The 17,086-nt window shown below is 62.0% G+C and carries 14 protein-coding genes and 4 pseudogenes; 5 read left to right on the top strand and 13 right to left on the bottom strand.

Annotation, left to right across the window (positions count from 1 at the left end; genetic code table 11):
• Nucleotides 1-3 precede the first annotated feature (3 nt).
• From AC1DKD_RS07980 to AC1DKD_RS07995, 4 genes are read right to left on the bottom strand one after another with little or no spacing between them, the layout of a single operon-like run.
• Nucleotides 4-1,194 (bottom strand): acyl-CoA dehydrogenase family protein, encoded by a 1,191-nt coding sequence (locus AC1DKD_RS07980; protein WP_441632665.1) that lies wholly within the window; start codon nt 1,192-1,194, stop codon nt 4-6.
• Nucleotides 1,194-2,399: a CaiB/BaiF CoA transferase family protein gene (locus AC1DKD_RS07985; protein WP_441632667.1), complete on the bottom strand. Its 1,206-nt coding sequence runs from the start codon at nt 2,397-2,399 to the stop codon at nt 1,194-1,196. The genes AC1DKD_RS07980 and AC1DKD_RS07985 overlap by 1 nt, the downstream gene beginning before the upstream one ends.
• Complete coding sequence (locus AC1DKD_RS07990; protein ID WP_441632669.1) at nt 2,396-3,235, bottom strand: phosphate/phosphite/phosphonate ABC transporter substrate-binding protein; 840 nt, start codon at nt 3,233-3,235, stop codon at nt 2,396-2,398. The genes AC1DKD_RS07985 and AC1DKD_RS07990 overlap by 4 nt, the downstream gene beginning before the upstream one ends.
• Nucleotides 3,232-4,233 (bottom strand): ornithine cyclodeaminase family protein, encoded by a 1,002-nt coding sequence (locus AC1DKD_RS07995; protein WP_441632671.1) that lies wholly within the window; start codon nt 4,231-4,233, stop codon nt 3,232-3,234. Before AC1DKD_RS07995 ends, AC1DKD_RS07990 begins: the two co-directional genes overlap by 4 nt.
• Before the next feature lie 264 nt (nt 4,234-4,497).
• On the opposite strand from AC1DKD_RS07995, the gene AC1DKD_RS08000 reads away from it, so the two are divergent.
• The gene (locus AC1DKD_RS08000) at nt 4,498-5,385 is read left to right on the top strand and encodes a LysR family transcriptional regulator (protein WP_477111975.1); all 888 of its coding nucleotides are present in this window, start codon (nt 4,498-4,500) and stop codon (nt 5,383-5,385) included.
• Nucleotides 5,386-5,796: 411 nt separating this feature from the next.
• Here the strand turns inward: AC1DKD_RS08000 and AC1DKD_RS08005 are convergent, their stop codons facing one another.
• Entirely contained in the window at nt 5,797-6,432 is a 636-nt protein-coding gene (locus AC1DKD_RS08005; protein ID WP_441632675.1) for a hypothetical protein, read from the bottom strand.
• 1,044 nt (nt 6,433-7,476) lie between these two features.
• Here AC1DKD_RS08005 and AC1DKD_RS08010 point away from each other — a divergent pair.
• Both AC1DKD_RS08010 and AC1DKD_RS08015 read left to right on the top strand, forming a co-directional pair.
• Nucleotides 7,477-7,734, top strand: a complete 258-nt coding sequence (locus tag AC1DKD_RS08010) for an SOS response-associated peptidase family protein (RefSeq protein WP_441632677.1) — start codon at nt 7,477-7,479, stop codon at nt 7,732-7,734.
• A 704-nt stretch (nt 7,735-8,438) separates the two neighbouring features.
• A complete protein-coding gene (locus tag AC1DKD_RS08015; RefSeq protein ID WP_441632679.1) occupies nt 8,439-8,684 on the top strand; it encodes a hypothetical protein in 246 nt (81 codons plus the stop codon).
• 1,112 nt (nt 8,685-9,796) lie between these two features.
• On the opposite strand, the pseudogene AC1DKD_RS08020 reads toward AC1DKD_RS08015, so the two are convergent.
• Nucleotides 9,797-10,485: pseudogene (locus AC1DKD_RS08020) on the bottom strand (RNA-guided endonuclease InsQ/TnpB family protein); the annotation flags it as partial.
• A gap of 681 nt (nt 10,486-11,166) precedes the next feature.
• On the opposite strand from AC1DKD_RS08020, the gene AC1DKD_RS08025 reads away from it, so the two are divergent.
• Nucleotides 11,167-11,640 carry a hypothetical protein gene (locus AC1DKD_RS08025; protein ID WP_441632681.1) on the top strand — a complete coding sequence of 158 codons (474 nt, stop codon included), beginning with the start codon at nt 11,167-11,169 and terminating at the stop codon, nt 11,638-11,640.
• Between the two features lie 317 nt (nt 11,641-11,957).
• On the opposite strand, the gene AC1DKD_RS08030 is transcribed toward AC1DKD_RS08025, so the two are convergent.
• The 5 genes and pseudogenes from AC1DKD_RS08030 to AC1DKD_RS08050 form a co-directional block, all read right to left on the bottom strand.
• Nucleotides 11,958-12,311, bottom strand: a complete 354-nt coding sequence (locus AC1DKD_RS08030) for a helix-turn-helix domain-containing protein (protein WP_441632683.1) — start codon at nt 12,309-12,311, stop codon at nt 11,958-11,960.
• Nucleotides 12,312-12,849: 538 nt separating this feature from the next.
• Nucleotides 12,850-13,644, bottom strand: coding sequence for a type IV pili methyl-accepting chemotaxis transducer N-terminal domain-containing protein (locus tag AC1DKD_RS08035; RefSeq protein ID WP_441632685.1), 795 nt, complete (start codon nt 13,642-13,644; stop codon nt 12,850-12,852).
• Nucleotides 13,645-13,657: 13 nt separating this feature from the next.
• Nucleotides 13,658-14,338 (bottom strand): methyl-accepting chemotaxis protein, encoded by a 681-nt coding sequence (locus tag AC1DKD_RS08040; RefSeq protein WP_477111974.1) that lies wholly within the window; start codon nt 14,336-14,338, stop codon nt 13,658-13,660.
• Between the two features lie 338 nt (nt 14,339-14,676).
• Nucleotides 14,677-14,790: pseudogene (locus AC1DKD_RS08045) on the bottom strand (IS110 family transposase); the annotation flags it as partial.
• A gap of 472 nt (nt 14,791-15,262) precedes the next feature.
• Nucleotides 15,263-15,511 carry a hypothetical protein gene (locus AC1DKD_RS08050; RefSeq protein ID WP_441632689.1) on the bottom strand — a complete coding sequence of 83 codons (249 nt, stop codon included), beginning with the start codon at nt 15,509-15,511 and terminating at the stop codon, nt 15,263-15,265.
• Between the two features lie 40 nt (nt 15,512-15,551).
• On the opposite strand from AC1DKD_RS08050, the pseudogene AC1DKD_RS08055 reads away from it, so the two are divergent.
• Nucleotides 15,552-15,869, top strand: a pseudogene (locus tag AC1DKD_RS08055) (sterol desaturase family protein); the annotation flags it as partial.
• Here the strand turns inward: AC1DKD_RS08055 and AC1DKD_RS08060 are convergent.
• Together AC1DKD_RS08060 and AC1DKD_RS08065 are read right to left on the bottom strand one after the other, a co-directional pair.
• Nucleotides 15,866-16,686 (bottom strand): annotated as a pseudogene (locus AC1DKD_RS08060) (ISKra4-like element ISBte1 family transposase); the annotation flags it as partial. The pseudogenes AC1DKD_RS08055 and AC1DKD_RS08060 sit on opposite strands and share 4 nt — an antisense overlap.
• A gap of 36 nt (nt 16,687-16,722) precedes the next feature.
• Nucleotides 16,723-17,086: IS1096 element passenger TnpR family protein (locus AC1DKD_RS08065; RefSeq protein WP_441632691.1), on the bottom strand; the 364-nt coding region annotated here is incomplete at its 5' end.

The following is a 17,086-nucleotide window of genomic DNA, read 5'->3' on the forward strand; positions in this document are numbered from 1 at the left end:
TGGTCAGGCCACGCGAAAACCGTGCTCATTGCCGATCGCCCGCGCAATGACGATCTGCAGGATCTGGCTCGTCCCTTCGTACAGCCGCAGCAGGCGGGCGTCCCGGTACATCCGCTCGATCGGATAGTCCGCCACATAGCCCGCGCCGCCGAACACCTGCATCGCGCGGTCCGCAACGCGGCACAGCATCTCCGACGAGAAGTACTTGGCCGCCGCCGCGTCCTTCACCGCCGTGCCCGTCGCATCGATCCGCCTGGCCGCGGCGAGCGTCATCGCACGCGCGGCCTGGATCTCGGCTTCCGAGTCAGCCAGCATGGCTTGCACCAGCTGGAAGTCGATGATGGCACGCCCGAACTGCCGGCGCGTTCCCGCATAGGCCACCGCCTCGTCGAGCAGCCGCTGCGCCATCCCAACGCCCATGGCGGCGATATTGATGCGGCCATGGTCGAGCGTCTTCATCGCGGTGCGAAAGCCCTTGCCCTCCACTGCGCCGATCAGGCGCGAGGCCGGCACGACCACGTTATCGAAGACCACGTCCGCGATCTGCGAGCCGCGATGTCCCATCTTCTTCTCGGGCTTGCCGACGCTGAGCCCGGCGCTGGCCCGGTCGACGATAAACGCGCTGATGCCGGATGCGCCCGGACTCTGAGGATCCGTGCGCGCCATCACGGTAAAAACGTCGGCGCGCGTGGCATTGGTGATGAAGCGCTTCGCCCCGTTGAGCACGTAGTCGCCGCCCCTGCGCTCCGCGCGCGTGGTCAGGCTGCCGGCATCGGAGCCGGCGTCCGGCTCGGTCAGCGCAAAGGCGCCGACCAGCTCGCCGCTGGCCAGGCGCGGCAGGAACTCCGCCTTTTGCGCATCGGTGCCGTCCAGCGAGATCCCCCGCGAACCGATGCCCAGGTTGGAGCTGTAGACGTAGCGGAACGCCGGCGAACTCAGGCTCAGCGCCATCTGGAAGCGCGCCTGCTGTTCGGCGTTGAGGCCGCTGCCGCCGAATTCGGGCGCGATCGACAAGCCGAAGAAGCCCATCTCCTTCATCGCCCCGACGATCTCTTCGGGTACCTCGTCGCGCTCCTCCACCTGCGGCTCCAGCGGCATCAGGCGCTCGCGCACGAAGCGCGTGGTGGCGGCCAGCATGCCTTCGAAACTGTCGTCATCGACATACTGGTCCGCAGACTTGGCTTGCGCTTCCATCAGATCGCTCCTTGCTCGTGCATTTCCTCGATCGCTTCGGTCCCGAAGCCCAGTTCGCGCAGGATGGCCCGCGAATCGGCGCCCAAAGGCGGCGCCGGATCGGAGTGGCCGCGCGGCAATGCGCCGAACCGCACCGGCTGCTCCACGTGGCATTGCCGGCTGCCGCCGGCGCCTTCACGCGAGACGATCAATCCGCGCTCGCGTACGTGTTCGCTGGCTACGCTGGCGGCCACCGATTGCACCGGGGCAACCGGCACGCCGAACGCGGACAGGCGCCCTACCGCCTGCGCCACCGTCATGTCCCGGGCCCAGGCCTCGATCATCGCGGCCAGCGCGTCTTCGTTCTGCTTGCGCGCCCGGTTGGTGGCAAAGCGCGGATCACTTGCCAGCGCGGGCTGGGCCATCGCCTGCGCCAGCTTGTCGAACAGGCGGTTGTTGGCGACCGTCAGCACAAAGGGTCCGTCCGCGGCATGGAACACACCGAACGGCGCCGAATTGGCATGCCGGTTGCCCACCCGCACGGCGGCTGCGCCGCCGGCCACCACGCGCGATACCAGCGTCGGCATCATGCTGAGCAGGCAGTCGTACATCGCCACGTCGAGATGCCGGCCGCGCCCGGTGCGCGTGCGCTGCCACAGCGCCGCCATCACGCCCCACGAAGCGAACATGCCGGCGGCCACGTCGGCAATGGATTCGCCGATCATGGTGGGCTGGCCTTCCGGCGCGCCAGTGACATCCATCAGGCCACTGAGCGCCTGGATGATGGTGTCGTAGGCTGGCCGGTCCGACCACGGGCCGGCCTGGCCGAAGCCGGAGATGCTGCAATAGACCAGTGCCGGGTTGATCGCCGCCAGGCGCGCATAGCCGATGCCGAGCCGGTCGGCCACGCCCGGCTTGAAGTTTTCAATGGCTACGTCGGCCCAGCCCGCGAGACGTTCGGTCACGGCGTCCGCATGGGCATGCTTGAGGTCCAGCCGCAGGCTGCGCTTGCCCCGGTTGACGAAGGCAAAGTTGGCGCTTTGCCCGTCGACCTGCAGGCCCATGTGCCGATAGTCGTCGCCCTCGAACGGCTCGACCTTGATGACCTCGGCGCCCGCGTCGGCGAGCATCGCGGTGCAGAACGGGCCCGCCAGCACACGCGAGAAATCGAGTACCTTCAGGCCGTGCAGCGGCAGGTCGGCACCGGCCGGGTTCGTCGCCATCATTCGCGGTGCTCCTTGCTCGTGTCGGCCGGAGCGCCGGTCAGCTCGAAGCCAGCCTGGTCGGCCGCGCTGGCGTAGCGTGCCAGCACGGCGTAGTCCGGGGCTTCGACGGGCGCGAAGCGCGACAGCCTGAGTTGCGCCAGCCAGCCCGCGCACGCCGCGTCACGATGCAGGTCCAGCAACACCGGGCGCACCCGCGCCACGGTATCGGCACCGGCCTGCGGCGAGGCCACCAGCGGCGGGATCGGCGCGGCCGGGGTGACCGCAACGCTACGCACCCTGGCCATCAACGCGGGCTCGTGCAGGCGCAGCAGATCAAGCACATAGCTGTCCACCACGCCGACCGCCGCCTCTCCGCCGACCACGGCGTCGATCACCTGGCGCGGCGTTGGCGTGGGCGCCCGGGTCGGCCGGAACAGCGTGCCGGTGCCGGCGGCGGCCTCTGTCATCAGGTAGTGGCGCGGCGCGTTGTAGCCGGAGTTCGACTCCGGCAGCATGCAGGCCAGCCGGCCGCCGAAGGCTTGCTCCAGCGTGGCGAACGCCGCATCGTCGCGCACGATGAACTCGGTGAAGTACACCGGTCTGCCACCATAGCGCGGCAGCGACGGCACCGGCGCGGCCAGCAGCCGATGGCGGCTGCCGGCGCTGACATACGGGAAGCCGCACATGAACACGCAGCCGCAGTCCGGCCGCGCCCACAGCTCGCTGACCGGCGCCGGCGCGGCATGCTCGATATATGTCCATGCCACGCCGGCTCGCTCGCCCACGTACGCGAACAGGTCCCGCCACGCCTGTGCCACGGGCGCGGCTACCGCATACATGCGCGCGTTGGCAATCATGCGTAGACGAGCCGCTGGCCAATGCCCATGCGCTCGGCCTTCTTCATGATGGCGTGCCCCAGCGCAATATCGCTGAGCGACAGGCCGCGATGCCAGAACAGGTTGGTCTCGTCGTCGCTCTGCCGTCCCGGCTTGCGGCCGGCGACGATTTCGCCAAGCTCGGCATGGAGCGTCTGCTCTGACAACTTGCCCGCTTCCACATGCGCGCGCAGCGAGCCGAACATGCCGCCTTTGCATTGGGTCCAGTCATCCACCACCAGCTTGTTCATGATGTCGGTCAGCGACAACTCGACGGCGCTCATGGTCCCGTACGGCACGACGAACGCGCCCGGCTTGATCCATTCGGTCTTTAGCAGTGGCGTGGGCTTCTCCAGCCGCGACGCCTCCACCACGATGTCGGCACCGCGCACGCACGATTCCCAGTCCTGGGTGACGATGATCTTCTTGCCGAGATCCTTCTCCAGCCTGGCGGCGAATGCATCGCGGCTCTCAGGGCGCCGCGAATGCACGCGGATCTCGTCGAARTCGAAGATGCTGTCGAGCAGGCGCACGTTCCAGTACGACGTGCCGCGCGCGCCGATATGGCCAAGCACCTTGCTGTTGCGGCGCGCCAGGTGCCGGGCGCCGAGCGCGGTCACCGCGCCGGTACGCGCGTCCGTGATGAAGGTGGCATCGATCATCGCCACGGGCATGCCGGTGCGCGGATCGAACAGGTTGAGCATCGCCATCTCCGACGGCAGGCCGAGCTTGTAGTTGTCCACGTAGTCGCCCACGATCTTCACACCGGCCAGCCCGAGCGGCGCCACGTAGCCGCGCAGCACATTGAAGTGACCGTTGAATGCCGGGTCCGGGATCAGGTGCACGCGCGGCTCGATCACGGTCTCGTTGTTGCCCTGCGCCAGCAGCCCCTGCTCGACCGCGTCGAGGATTTCCTGGTCGGTCATCGCCAGCTTCGCGATGTCCTTGCCGTTGATGTAAGTCAGATGGATATCGCTCATGTCGTTTCCTTGTCTCCCGCTGTGAAAGTTGGATCGATGCACCGGCATGGAACAGGGCCGCGCGCATCGGGCTGCGCATCCCCATCGCAGTGCCCGCGCCGAGCGCGACTGTCGCTGCATTGGTGCACGATGCACCATGAGCGGTTCCGGGCCGGCCAGCACGCGTTGCAGTGCGCTGTCAGAACCAAGTGTAGGCAGCGGTGCCCTTACTGTCATATGCTTATATGTCCGTAGGACTTAACATCACGTTAATGGTATGAAATCATGAAAATGAACCTCCGGCAGATCGAAGTGTTCCGCGCCGTGATGCTCACCGGATCGATCAGCGCAGCCTCGAAACTCTTGTATGTGTCGCAGCCCGCCATCAGCCGGCTGATGTCGCACACCGAGCAGCGCCTGGGCCTGGAACTGTTCCGCCGCGTGAAGGGGCGCCTGTACCCGACGCCGGAAGCGCGCCGCCTGCTCGGCGAGGTCAATGCCGTGTATGAAGGGATCGAGCGCGTCAATGAAATCGCCGAGGACCTGGCCACCAATCGCACGGGCAGCCTGCGCATCTCGTGCAGCCCCAACCTCGGACAGACGGTACTGCCCCGCGCGATCGCCTCGTTCCGCGCCGTGCATCCGGCAGTGCGCATCGTCGTGCGCACGCAGATTCCGGGTAACATGCTGCGCGCCCTGCTCTCCGGCCAGGCCGAGCTGGCCGTGTCCAACATGCCACTGACGCACCCCAATCTGGAATCCCGCCTGCTGGTGAAGAACCCGATGGTCGCCCTCGTTCCCGCGGGGCACCGGCTGAGCGGGCGCAGCTATGTGCGTCCCGCAGAGCTCGCGGGCGAGCCCTTGATCGGCTATGGGGCGGACATGCCGTTCGGGTTGCTGGTGCGGGAGATGTTCGGCAGCGATAGCGATGACATCGACATGCGGATCGAGGTGGAGCAGGCGCACGTGGCGCGCGCGCTGGCGCAGGCGGGCGCCGGCATCGCGCTGGTTGATGCCATGACCGTGTTCGGGCAGGACTGGCCCAATATCGTGGCGATTCCCATCCGGACCAAGGTCAATGCCTCGGTCCAGATCTTCAACGTGCAGTCCGAACCGCTCTCGCGCCTGTCGCTGGAGTTTGCCGAGGTGTTGGTGGCGATGATGAAGGGCTGACCGGCGCGAGGCGCGGACGCTACTCCGGTGATGGCTCCGGCGCCGGGGTTGCCGTTGCCGCCGGCCACGCTGCGCAAGCCCTCGCGCACGCGATGGGGTAATCGTGCTTGCAAAATCTGGCGGTTTGCACAGAATTACCCTTTTTAATCAATCACTTGAGAGGTGGAAGTTTTCGCGTGCCCCCCCCTTTTGAATTGACCCAGCGGAAAATTCCCTGCAAATTTCCCCCAACTAAATGAGAATTCCATGGGGAGAAGTCCACCATTTCCAGTAACGTCCCGGCAGATGCGAATGTGTCGGCGACGCAAAGATCTAGCGGAATTTTTAGCCTACTGCCCTACTCTGAAGCTAGGTAGACTTACTCATGTCCAGCGGAGGGTGAAAAACTCGGCTTTCGTCGAGTAACATCGATTAGTCGCTGCGCCACCGCTTCGAAACTGTAAGGCAGTCCTTGCAGGAGACCTCGACATGCATCTCCGCCTTTCGCACCTTTAAATTTGTACCGTCCAATCGCCGCGAACGCATGCAAAGAAAATCGCCAGCGCTGCGCATCAGACGCCCATCGCGAAAGCCCTGTTTCAGCAAGATGTGAACATCGTTGGCCAAGCGCTGTTCTTCGTCGCTTTGCGTCCCGTGCAAAAGACTAGATTCAACGTCGATTGCACCTGGCACCCACCTGAAGGGAATCGCAAGGCTATCGTTAAACGCCTGCGCTCGAACGCGAAGGTCCTCTTCGCGCGCCCGTAGGACGGCTTGTTCTGCCGCTTCTCTCGCTGCTTTGGCAGCACGGACCCGGTCTACGTCATCCGCCCGTGCACACATGAACAATCCATTGATATCGCACCAGACTTCGACCAGGGTTCCCGACGCAAGTCCGATCGGTCCCGTTCGAACCCTTCCGCTTGCGGTACGACGACCATAGACCTCGAGCTGTTTCCCATCCAGGTTCACATGGTTGCCTTCGACAGGAACGCGGACTCTGTGTCCCTCAATAAGCCACGGGGGGGCAATGCCCGCGGAAACAAGATGCAGTTGGTAGATGTCCATAGCCAAGACAGCCCCAGCAGCAACGCCGGGTTAAGTGCTACTCATGGTTGGAAAGTGTAGGCCAAACATCGAGAAAATTCTCGCGCGCTATTGACCGAAAAGAAACCCGCGTCGCCGGGAAGCGATACGCGGGTGGCAGCAAGGACTACCCCATCAGTCTACGTGAAGTTAAAAATTCTTTACCTCAGATATAAGAAATTTTTTCGTGCCATTTCTTGGCATTGCGGTCCGCCCCCGATACCGGCTTTCTCACACGTTGAATTGACGTCACACGGCTTCGAGGTTAATCCTTATCTCTGCCGATATCATCCGTTTGGCCTACTAGACTGACACCAAATCGTCATGCGGATTGTGTCCAGCCAAAGGAGACCGAAGTGATCGCCTCGCTCAAATCAGCAGCGGCCCTTCTGTCCGCCTGGCCAGGCGGACAGAAGGACTCGTTCCCGTACTGGTCAACCCGGCAATTTCCTTTCTTAGCTTGCYCGGGAGGGCAGCCATTGCCTTGGCCGTCGCCGTAAGGAAGCACGGCGCAGCCGCTAAGTAAAGCGCCACAGGCGATCAGCAACAAAAGAATGGATTTCATGGCTATTTTTATCTGGGGACTAGCGCGGGAGTATATCGGTCGCAATCCCGCTCATTTGTAAGAAACAGTGAAAAACGGGATGCAAGACATATCAATCATCCTCAGCCATACCCCGAGCGCCCGGCCATTGTCCGTCATTGCCACTATCGCACCCCTGGTCCATGGCATCGCTGAAGCCGCCTATGTCACAGCGCTCCAGCCCGAACGCCCCTTCATAGGGTGACGCGAAGCAGAGCCTGAGAAATGCGCCGCAGGCTAYGGCAATGGCGAGAACAGTGGTCATTGGTCGGCAGTTGGATGCAGGCGCTGGGGGCAAACAGGCTACCAGCACCGACCAACTTTAATTGCAAAGAATAGTCAGAAAAAAACCGAGGTGTTCGCATGATGATTCGCCGCGAATACACCACCTTCGGCATATGCTTGGGCCTAGGCGGCGGCGCCAAGGGCGCGCGTGGCCGGGCGTGGACGGCGCCGAAGTGTTCAGCTTCACGATGCTGACCATCAATTCGGACAAGCATCCACTGATGAACCGCTTCCATGCTCCGGGCAAGGAAAAGAGGATGATCGTCATCCTGCCGCGGGCGGAATGGGACAACTGGCTGACCTGCCGGGATCCGGAGCGGGCGCGCAGCTTCATGCGGCCCCACGCGCACCGAGGGCCAAAGCCGCCGAATAGCCTTGCGCATCCCATCGAGAGAGTTATGTTCTCTCGGACCTAACTCCACTAGAGTGACACGGGGCAAACGCGATTGCCCCGCATTCCCTTCAGCACCCGCTTCCTCCTGGCCGCGGGTGCTTTTTTATAGACGCCGCGCACGCAAGTCGGACGATGCCTATGGCGCCGTCCTGCCGGCACGCCTAAAACGGAAGTACCGCCCAACAGAACCAATCATGCCACCGAGCGCGCCGGCGCCGAAGTGCCCTCCGTCGCGCGCCCATCGCTAGTGGGTTACTAGTTGTTGATGCGACGCATTATCATTAACAGTGGCAGCAGATTGGACCCCCTTGTTGCTATTCCAGGGTCTAGGCGCCATCTCCCTGCGCCTACACCCCTTTATCCCTCTAAGGTGCCTACCACCAGGCATAGAACTCATTTCCCAACACGGCGGAAATTGAGAGTCGCGGCCTGCTAAAGTCATTCCAGCCGCAGTTCATATGCGGCGCGCTTGGCGCGACGACTGGCTGACCTGCCGGGATCCCGAGCGCGCGCGAAGTTTCATGTGGCCCTACCGGCCGAGTTGATGGATGTGGAGGCGGCACCGCGCGCGCCCCGGGCGAAGGTCGCTGAATAGTCCGGCCCCACCTGGAAGCTACCCGTGGAATAGCCATCGGAGATGCTCCGCAGGCTGTAGGACGCACCCTGATAGCGACGCCTTCATTCCTGACCTAAAACCGAGGCATCAGCATCAGCATGGAGTCCATCATGCAACCAGGCGTAGAGGCCACGCGAAACATAGAGGAGGAGTTAGAAGACCTGGACGAAACGGATAGTGCCATCGAACGCGCCGGGAAACGCATTGAGGCACAGGAGCAGCGCATTGCGCAGTTGAAGCGGGAGGGTACAGATAGCGAAAGCGCCGAGAAGCTCCTAGGCGACATGCGCGACAGCCTCAAGCAACTCATCATGCACCGCGCACTTATCGTCAAGACCATTGCGTGCCGGGAGTGAAGAACCCGCCGCTGGTCTGTTGATGTGCCCGCACTATCCACTCGCATCGGATCCGGCGTCTTACTTGTGAGTGCAATGTGCGAAACGTCCTGAACGCGAGTGACTTGCCACGTCGGAGCCGTCGTGGCCAATGCACTCGTGGTGCGATAGGGCCAACCGGAACATCAAGCCTAAAGCATGCAAATTTCAAGGGCAGGAGTTCGCGACCTGCCCTCCTTCAGCGCCCGTGTCTACACGACAGCGAGCGCTTTTTTTGGCGATGGAGCGCAGGATGTCGGACGGTCTAGAACTTCAAAAGCGGACCTGCGGGCCAGCCAGTTGGGATCCTTGTTCGACACGCTCGTACTAAGCACCGTGCGTCGGAGGGCCCAACTGCAGCCAACTGGGAGAGCGGGTATCGAACTCCTGCGGCGAAATATCCCCCAGATGCGAGCATGCCTCGTCCGGAAGTGCAATGCTCAGCTCTGAATGCCATAGGACCACACCGGCGAGCCGAACGACATGGACGCGCTCCTCTCTCGGTACGGGGTAGGTGGAAACGTGTCCGGGAACTGCTACCAAGGAAACACGCCGCCGCACCTCATGGCTGAGCCATCCAGACGCGTCGCGGCGAACCAACGCCATGGCCGCCACGTGCCAATGTAAGTAGACTGCCCGCGAGACGAGCAGAAACAGGATAAACACCGCGACCCAAAGCATGATGACGCTCCGTTATGGCGCCGCTACTATTGTGATGCGTGGCGGCTCGCCAACTCGCAAAGTGTGACAACTAATGAACTTTCCGTATATCCGGCTTTCTACCGGCCCCGCGTGAGGCAATTCACGGCCTAGCCGACACCAGCGCCCCGCAATCGCCAGGTAATACCGCACGCCGTGACCCGGTGGAGCCGCCAGTCGAGGAGCCGAACAGGTTCAACGCAGCGCCGATGGAATCGGCGCGTCCCAACTGTGGGCAGCTCTTGGTATTAGCGAGTCGCATGCGGGGCGGCGTGATTTAATGACTCCGCTGCCTCGCGAATGGATTTTCCACGGGACGCGCCACTAACCAGCGCTTTCCGAGGTTATTGGGTATCCACTCGGTACATACAGTCGCCGACGGCATTGATCGCCGGGTTTTTGCTGAACTTGATCTTGCGGCTCATGGCTTGCTGCGCGCGGTGCAGTGCCGCCTCGTGTCGCCTGAAGCTGTTGAGCGGGGTGAGGAAGGTGCCATCGCTCAAGGTGGCGAAGCGCACGATCCCCATGTCGATGCCGACCGCGCTGCCGGCCTGCGGCACAGGCTGGTCGACCTCGCGCTCGGTCTGGATGCTCACGAACCACTTGCCGGATGACAGGCTGACCGTGGCATTCTTCACCATGCCAAGCACGCTGCGGCTATTGCGGAAACGCGGCCAGCCCAGCTTAGGCAGGAAGATCCGGTTGTTTGCCTGGTCCAGCTTGATCTGCTTGGCATCGGGGTAGCGGAAGCTGTCGCGCTGGTCCTTTCTCTTGAAGCAAGGGAAATCCGCTCGCTTGGCGAAGAAATTGGTATAGGCGCGCTCCAAGTCCTTGAGCGTTTGTTGGAGTGGGTGCACTGGCGCATCCTTCAGCCACGACGTATCGGCGCTGTGTCGCCATCCGCAGTGAGTAGCTGACACAGCCCGGCATAGCCTAGCTTCTTCTCGCCTTGCTCGTAGCACTCCTTCTGCAACGCCAGGGCCTTGTTGAACACGAAGCGACACGAACCGGCGAAGCGGCGCATGTCGCGGTGCTGCTCGCCGTTAGGCATCAGTTCGAATTTGAAGGCTTGGAGTCGTTGCATAAATTGATCGTATCATCGATCAAGCGTTGTCAAGGACGCCTTCGGCATTCGCGCTATCCTTCCCCGGCCTGAAGAGGCTGTCGCAATAGGGTACACGGCCGAGCGCGCCGGCTTTTTTCGCCCTGACAATTCAAGCACTTACAAAGCTAAACTGTCTCGATTTGTACCTTTTGCGACAGCCTCTGAAGACCGGGGCTTGCCGCGCTTCCCGGTCAATTTGAATTGAGAGAGGTGTCTGCAGTTGAGTTGGAGGGCTTGGAGGAAAAGGCAACAAAGCTGGGGGACTACATTCTCGCGGGCGGCTAATGCAGGAGGAAGATGCAACATGGATGGAATAGGCCGTCGCCTCCACCCTCTACCCGTCAGCTTGGGACCGGTATCGCAAGGAAATGCGGGTGGCCTCGACTCAGCCGCAAGTCGCTGGGTAGCGCGCGGATAAAGCTGGTCGACGCCCCCCCCTGAAGCTGCTTGAATCGTTACCTTGTTACGTCGAGGCTAGCGAGGCAGACAGCGAAATGTGCCCATCCAAAGCACGGTCGCCCCAGACGGTCAATGCTGCACTGGCACATTTCCAACGGGGGGACGTCATGATCTGCCCCAAGCAGCGCAGAACTCGCCGCACCACACGTTCCTCAACTACACTTCGCTGTGTGTAGCCAGAAGCCGATGTGAGGAAACGGTATGGATATGACAGAGGCGCTTGTATTGGCTGCGGTCATCGGTGCCGCACTGCTCTCACTTCTTGTGGCCCTGCGAAACCGGTACAAGCTATGCGTCCAGGCCCATCTGCTACTCGACGATCTTGTGCTCACTCCCGTCTCCGGCCGTCAAGTTTCCCTTGTGGGACACCACAACGGCGTCGACGTTAGCGGAGTCGTGCCTGCTGCAGATATCCTATACAAGATTGAATCTCACCCTCTAGAATTGTCAGTCCATTCCCACGCCGACGGCCCTCTCGCTGCCAAGATGACCGACTGGGACGTCCCGCACTTTACGGTGCAACTGTTTCGCGGCGACGAAGAAATCTGGCGCCGAGATGTTCTCCGGAACGAAGCGCTTCGTATTCGCGACAACATCGAAACCTTACGCAAGTGGGCAGGTTCACGCAGGACAGGCGACAAGACGATTCACGACTTGGACCTTCTTCACATCTAGCACCGCCCCCCCGCCCCCCTCGGCTCTGCTTGCTACCGTTGTCGACGCTACCCAGTCAAGAAGGGGCATCAACTGGCCACTTGGGTCGGTGGTGCCGAAGCGGGCGAACTGCGGAGGCAATACGCGACTGGGCCGCATCACAAAACGAAGGCAGCGAGTAATATCTGCGCGCGTTGCTGTTTCAGGACGCGCGCTCTGTAGTCATAGCTACCAGCCAATAGCACGGGAATTGCCGCGCACTGCGAAAGCCGCCACTGCCAACTGATCGGCGAAGAGGTTCCCGCCGCCGGCGATTTTGATTCGCTTAGCGTGACCGCTCAAAAGTACTGGGCATCGGCGTCTTCCATGTGGGTGCCATCCGCCCTCATTGCGAGCTGGGAGGCTTTGGCCGCGTGGGTGGCGGCCTGCTCGAGCAGGGGCACGTGCGCCTTTGGGACAACGAGCATCGTCAAACCCAGTCCTTCCAGCGCGCGTAGTGCGTGCTCCAGATTCACCCCTTTGCCGTTCTCCAGCTTGGACAGCATGCCGACGGAAACGCCGCAATGCCTGGCCGCCTGGTCAATTGGCATCCCCTCGGCAACCCGCGTCGCCCGAATGCGATCACCCAGTTGGTCGATGGTGCGGATGGCAGCCCGCGATGGTGGCGCGGCATCGGCTAGCGGTCGTGGCATTGGGGGAGGTCCGGAGATTTGGGAGACTGGGAGATCCAGCACTGGGGCTGCTCTCCCGATTATTTCACTATCGTGAAAGTATATCAAACGCCGCGCCCTCGCCTGCACCGCCGCCAACTCAGCGCGCAATTTCCGCGAGCGCCTGCTCGGCATTCTGGCTGGTCGATCTCCCGCAGTGCGCGGCGCTCGGTAGCGCTGGCCCGCTCCTGCGCGATGGATACCGATCGCGGGTACACTCCAGCTCCGTCGAGAATTGGGTACGCAACTCCTGCAACTGCCGCTCGAGCACCCCTAGAGCTGGGGGACCCCCCGCGCGACGCGCGTGCGCGGACAAGTTGGCCTGGCCCTCGGCATCCAGTTCACAGCCTCACAGAACGACACGGTATCGGCCGCGTCGTTCTTATCAGTTCTGGCGCCTGGTGGGCGATCTGACCCGCGTGGACCTGCCGTCGCTGCGGAAAGGCTGTGCGCCTGGCAGGCATTGCAAGCGTGGCTGCCTGTAAAGCCGCGTCTGGCATAGCTCGTTCACGCTCCCACGTTACTTGGGCATCCCCTCATACATGCTGGTGACGTCATCCATCACCTGAAGAATACGCTCGCTGGTCGTGGCGATGTTTCTCAACTGTTCCGCGCGACTGACCCCGGTCTGATTGAGTGCCTCTTCAAAGAACAGCCACTGAGAGCCGGCAAGCTGCAGTTCGCGACGGATTGCCTCTGTGTTTTGCGGTGCCGCGGTGAGGAGTTCCTGCGCGGCTGCGAATTCCCTGGTAGCCGTGTCCAGATCCTGCGCCATCTGGGGGGAGTTAATGCCCCAGGCGCGGAACATGCTGATCTTGGCAATTCTCTGCGAGAGCATCCGCTGGCGGCCGGCAACGTTGATCAGCTTACCCATCATGGTGCCGGAATGTTTCTCGAGCAGGAGGGTTCCCTGTTGCGCAAGCTTCAGCATGTCCTCGCTCATTCTTGCGATTGCTTTCGCGCTATCGAGATTCGGATCGCCAGCGGACAGCAACTGCTTATAGGGAATCCATGTCTGCTCGAGCCTGGCGTAGGTGTCCTTGATCTCCGGCGTGGGCGCGGACGCCTTCAGCTCCATGAGCTGCTTGTCAAAGAGCGCCACGGACTGTTCGAGGACCTTCTTCGAACGTTCGACTTCAACACCGAGGCCAGCCTGGCAGTAAGCCTTGGCCATGCGCTGAGACAGCATGCGCTGGCGGCCCGCCTTGTTGATCGCCGCGTTGATCGTTAGCGTTTCGGCCGAAGCGGTCCCGGCCAAGGCCAGCGCCAGGACGCTGCAGGCAACCAAGCAGAAGGAACAGAGGTAACGTTTCAAGGGTGTCTCCGCGTTAAACTTTGATTGGACCTTTGGACGCATCGCTCGGGCCGACGACGTGTCGGATCAGCTGATCCATCTCTTTGATGATGTCCGCAAGCACCAGCGTGATCACCGCGAACTCCCTGCCGTACTCTCCCGCCCGTGCCGCCGAGATGCGCGCATTCATTGCAACGATATTCGCCTGCAAAGAAATACCGCTGAGGCGCTCGACGAGGTCGGTGTGGCGTTTGCGCACAGCGACCTCGCAACGGTGCATCTCCTCCTGGTAGGCCTGCGTGACGGTCTGCAGCAGTTCAAGCATTGGCGTGGCCTGCGCCACCAGCACGTCGAGGGATGGCGCTCGCCGGCTGGTGTCGGCCAGTGGTGCGTCTATCGCTGTTCTGACCTGGGCGATGAATTCACGGATACGCGCGTCAGCGCGTGGACTACCAAAGTACAGTTGCTGCAAAGCGCCGGAGAATGCGCCGGGAAAACGCTCATTGCCCGTTACGAGATCCGAATGCGCCGACTCGAACATTGACAGGCACTTGCGTGCGATATCGAGCGCGGCAGTGTCCCCCCGCGAAGCGAGCAATATCTGGAGGACGATCCGTTGCGACAGCATGCGCTGCCTTCCGGAAAGGTTGATCAATCCGCCGATGGTTTCGGCGGACACTTCGGCCTCGGGTGACTGAGTAGAGAAAGCGTTCATGCCATGCCTTGCAGGTAGTGTCGACGCAGACGCGCACCGCGCTGACCGGCAAAGAAAAAGCGCCCCGAAGCGAGATGCTTGCAAACCGGTTGTCCGATTCGTGAACATTTCGCTCCGGGGCGCCGTTGCCCGGGATGCTCCTTTTCGGAGCGTGTCATCGCGACTTGCCAGATTGTTTCAAGGCCGCCGTTGGCCTATGTGTCGCCCACGCAATATCTATGCCATAGCTCACGGAAGTTGCATCAGGCTGCGGGCGCAGGAAAATGGCACGGCGGGACCGAYCCGCGCACCGATCCCGTGCCAGATGCCTCATCACGACGCGTGCGTAGGGGCATGGCCAACTGATCACGGGTAACTCTCGGCTTGACGAGAAGTGCTTTGCCTGCCGCATCGACCCCATGAACGGCAAACACGTCTTTGGCCAGATCGATACCCACGGTAACAATGGACATGGGGCTTCCCCTCCTGTGGTCGTGATGGCGTTTCGACACGCCATCATGGCACCTCAATGCCGACTTGCGGCTTCCGCCGCAGCCTCGGGACGGGGAAGCCCTTTCCATTCGATTACCCAAAATTCCGATCGGTCTGCCCATCGTGGAGGGGCCATGACCTCTCTCGGTAGCCCGCAGTCTATTGGTTTTCAAACCTATTTCTTGGCGACTACGAGAGCGCCCAAAGCGGGGGCTGACTAAGCGGCAATGCGGTGGCTTTCTGCTCTGGCGATGGAGGGATACCATCGTTCCACGTGCGATCGGAGCTGGTCATTGAGCACGGCAGTCCGGATTTGTAGCAGTGCGTGCGCGTGCCACTGCCTTGTCTCGCTATCGGCAAGTTGACAGCGCCGTCCATATATACCCGGCCCCCGAATTTCGGAGGACCGTAGCACGCAGTGTGGCTGACCAGAATGGTGCTACGGTGCGCGAATCAGTGAGCGCCTGGGTTCGCCCGGCCTTCGTCTATCAGCTTCTCTGCATAGTCGCGCGCATGCTGCCACGCCTCACCTTCGGAAAAGTACTGCCCAGGCACAGGCTCGTGCTCGAAGATCTTGATCGAGCTGCCGTCCGCCGCTTTTGCACAGATCGTCACCTGGCCCTGCCAGGGCCCACCGGTTGGGGACGTTGCGCATGCCTCATACCAGTGATCTTTGTAGTACGTGAAGCCTTGGAGATCCATAGCCTTCTCCAGTTGTTCAAAAGAATCGTAGCACGGCCAAGACTGGGCCGAGTGGGCTGCACACCGCTATATATTGCATCGACCGACGCGCTTGTTCAGCGCGATCTATAAACGGCATTGCGCGGTGCATCATCGCTTCTTCACACATCTGACGCTTGAGTACAAAGGCCAGAAGCGCTGGCGCGCCTTGTTGTTTCCGCCCTTTGCGCCGGTAGCCTTCGTGCTGGCGGCCGTGCCGTTCGCGCTGATGATCGGCGTGGTGTTCTCGAAGAACGCGGGCTATATCGCGCTGATGACGATGGCGGCGTACTACCTGATGTACGAGGGCCTGCATACGCTGTCGCACATCACGGATACCCGCATGGCGATGTGGAACCAATCGAGAACGTACTCACCGCGGTCACCAAAGCCGAGCCGGCCGGCCGGTGCTCAAGCTTGTGCAGGTAGGCAAAACTATGGCCGGCATCCTGATCRCGCATTGACTTCCCGACGATCACTTCAAACCAGCCATCCTGCCGGCACCGGTGGCCGGCCGGCCGAAGGTAGCCGCCGTCAATGCCGACGGCGCGGACCGGACTGGGCTCCGGGGTGTCGGACGAACCGACGCTCGCGRCCACGTCCGCGTGCCGTCGGGCGTCAGTGGCCTGTTCCGCTTCCAGCCGGCGACCGAGCCCGGTGACCTGGCGCCGGATCGAACTGGCTGCCAGCACATGATCGAGCGGCAACACTTCCTGCAGGACGTTGACGGTCAGGCCATAGGACATCAGCGCTGCAAACTTGACCTCGAGATACTGCAGTTCTGGACTGACCCGCTCGGGCAAATAGTTAGCGAACGGACTGAAGGTGGGGGCGTCGCCTTGGCACAGCCGACAGGGATACAGCCTGGGACTGTCAATCGACAGTCGCCCCAACGCGCTCCGGAAGACCAAGTGATGGTGGCCCTTGCAAACCAACTGCGCACCGCACGTGGGACAAACGCTGGTCCGGGCAACTACTTCAACAACCTGTGCCGCGACCATCGTGCGCTGCAGCCGACCCAGYAATGATTTCGCCTCCTCCAGATGCGGGCCCAGCGAGCCCACATCAAGCCCGTCTCTGTCGAACTGGGCTATTTCGGTGACGGTGGCTGGCACGCCTCCATCGTCCTGCACTACAAGTTGCAAGCTGATACGCATGGCCGCCCTCCTCCCTTGGAAGCTGCGGCGACCAGTCTACCCCTCGAGCTCTCGCAACCGATCATTGACGATCTGACGGTCAAAGCGACGATCCAGCCAAGTCAGCCACCCGCCGACCTCAACGCGTAAGTCTTCCAACACGATTGGCTCCTCGCGCAGCGACTCGAGCCAATCGAGGAACTCATACTCACTGCGTTCGCCACTGGCCTCCATATAGCTCCCGATCCCGCCCATGTCCTCTGGCGGGCAACGCCCGCAACCGGCCACGCAACGTGGCAGCCCGCCAGGATGTTGCCGCAGCCTACGCCGCTCCACCCGTATCTCGTGGCGCCACCACGCGTTGAAGTCATACACATAGACGAAGCCTTCGTGTTCGCGGAGACGAAACGCAGTCAGTGGC

The sequence above is a fragment of the Cupriavidus sp. 05T313 genome, assembly GCF_056396665.1.

Coding starts and splice junctions, on each gene's coding strand:
- AC1DKD_RS08030 (WP_441632683.1), bottom strand. CDS start 12,311: ATGCCACGACCGCTAGCCGATGCCGCGCCACCATCGCGGGCTGCCATC.
- AC1DKD_RS08025 (WP_441632681.1), top strand. CDS start 11,167: ATGGATATGACAGAGGCGCTTGTATTGGCTGCGGTCATCGGTGCCGCA.
- AC1DKD_RS08050 (WP_441632689.1), bottom strand. CDS start 15,511: ATGGATCTCCAAGGCTTCACGTACTACAAAGATCACTGGTATGAGGCA.
- AC1DKD_RS08015 (WP_441632679.1), top strand. CDS start 8,439: ATGCAACCAGGCGTAGAGGCCACGCGAAACATAGAGGAGGAGTTAGAA.
- AC1DKD_RS08005 (WP_441632675.1), bottom strand. CDS start 6,432: ATGGACATCTACCAACTGCATCTTGTTTCCGCGGGCATTGCCCCCCCG.
- AC1DKD_RS07985 (WP_441632667.1), bottom strand. CDS start 2,399: ATGATGGCGACGAACCCGGCCGGTGCCGACCTGCCGCTGCACGGCCTG.
- AC1DKD_RS07980 (WP_441632665.1), bottom strand. CDS start 1,194: ATGGAAGCGCAAGCCAAGTCTGCGGACCAGTATGTCGATGACGACAGT.
- AC1DKD_RS07990 (WP_441632669.1), bottom strand. CDS start 3,235: ATGATTGCCAACGCGCGCATGTATGCGGTAGCCGCGCCCGTGGCACAG.
- AC1DKD_RS08040 (WP_477111974.1), bottom strand. CDS start 14,338: ATGAACGCTTTCTCTACTCAGTCACCCGAGGCCGAAGTGTCCGCCGAA.
- AC1DKD_RS08000 (WP_477111975.1), top strand. CDS start 4,498: ATGAAAATGAACCTCCGGCAGATCGAAGTGTTCCGCGCCGTGATGCTC.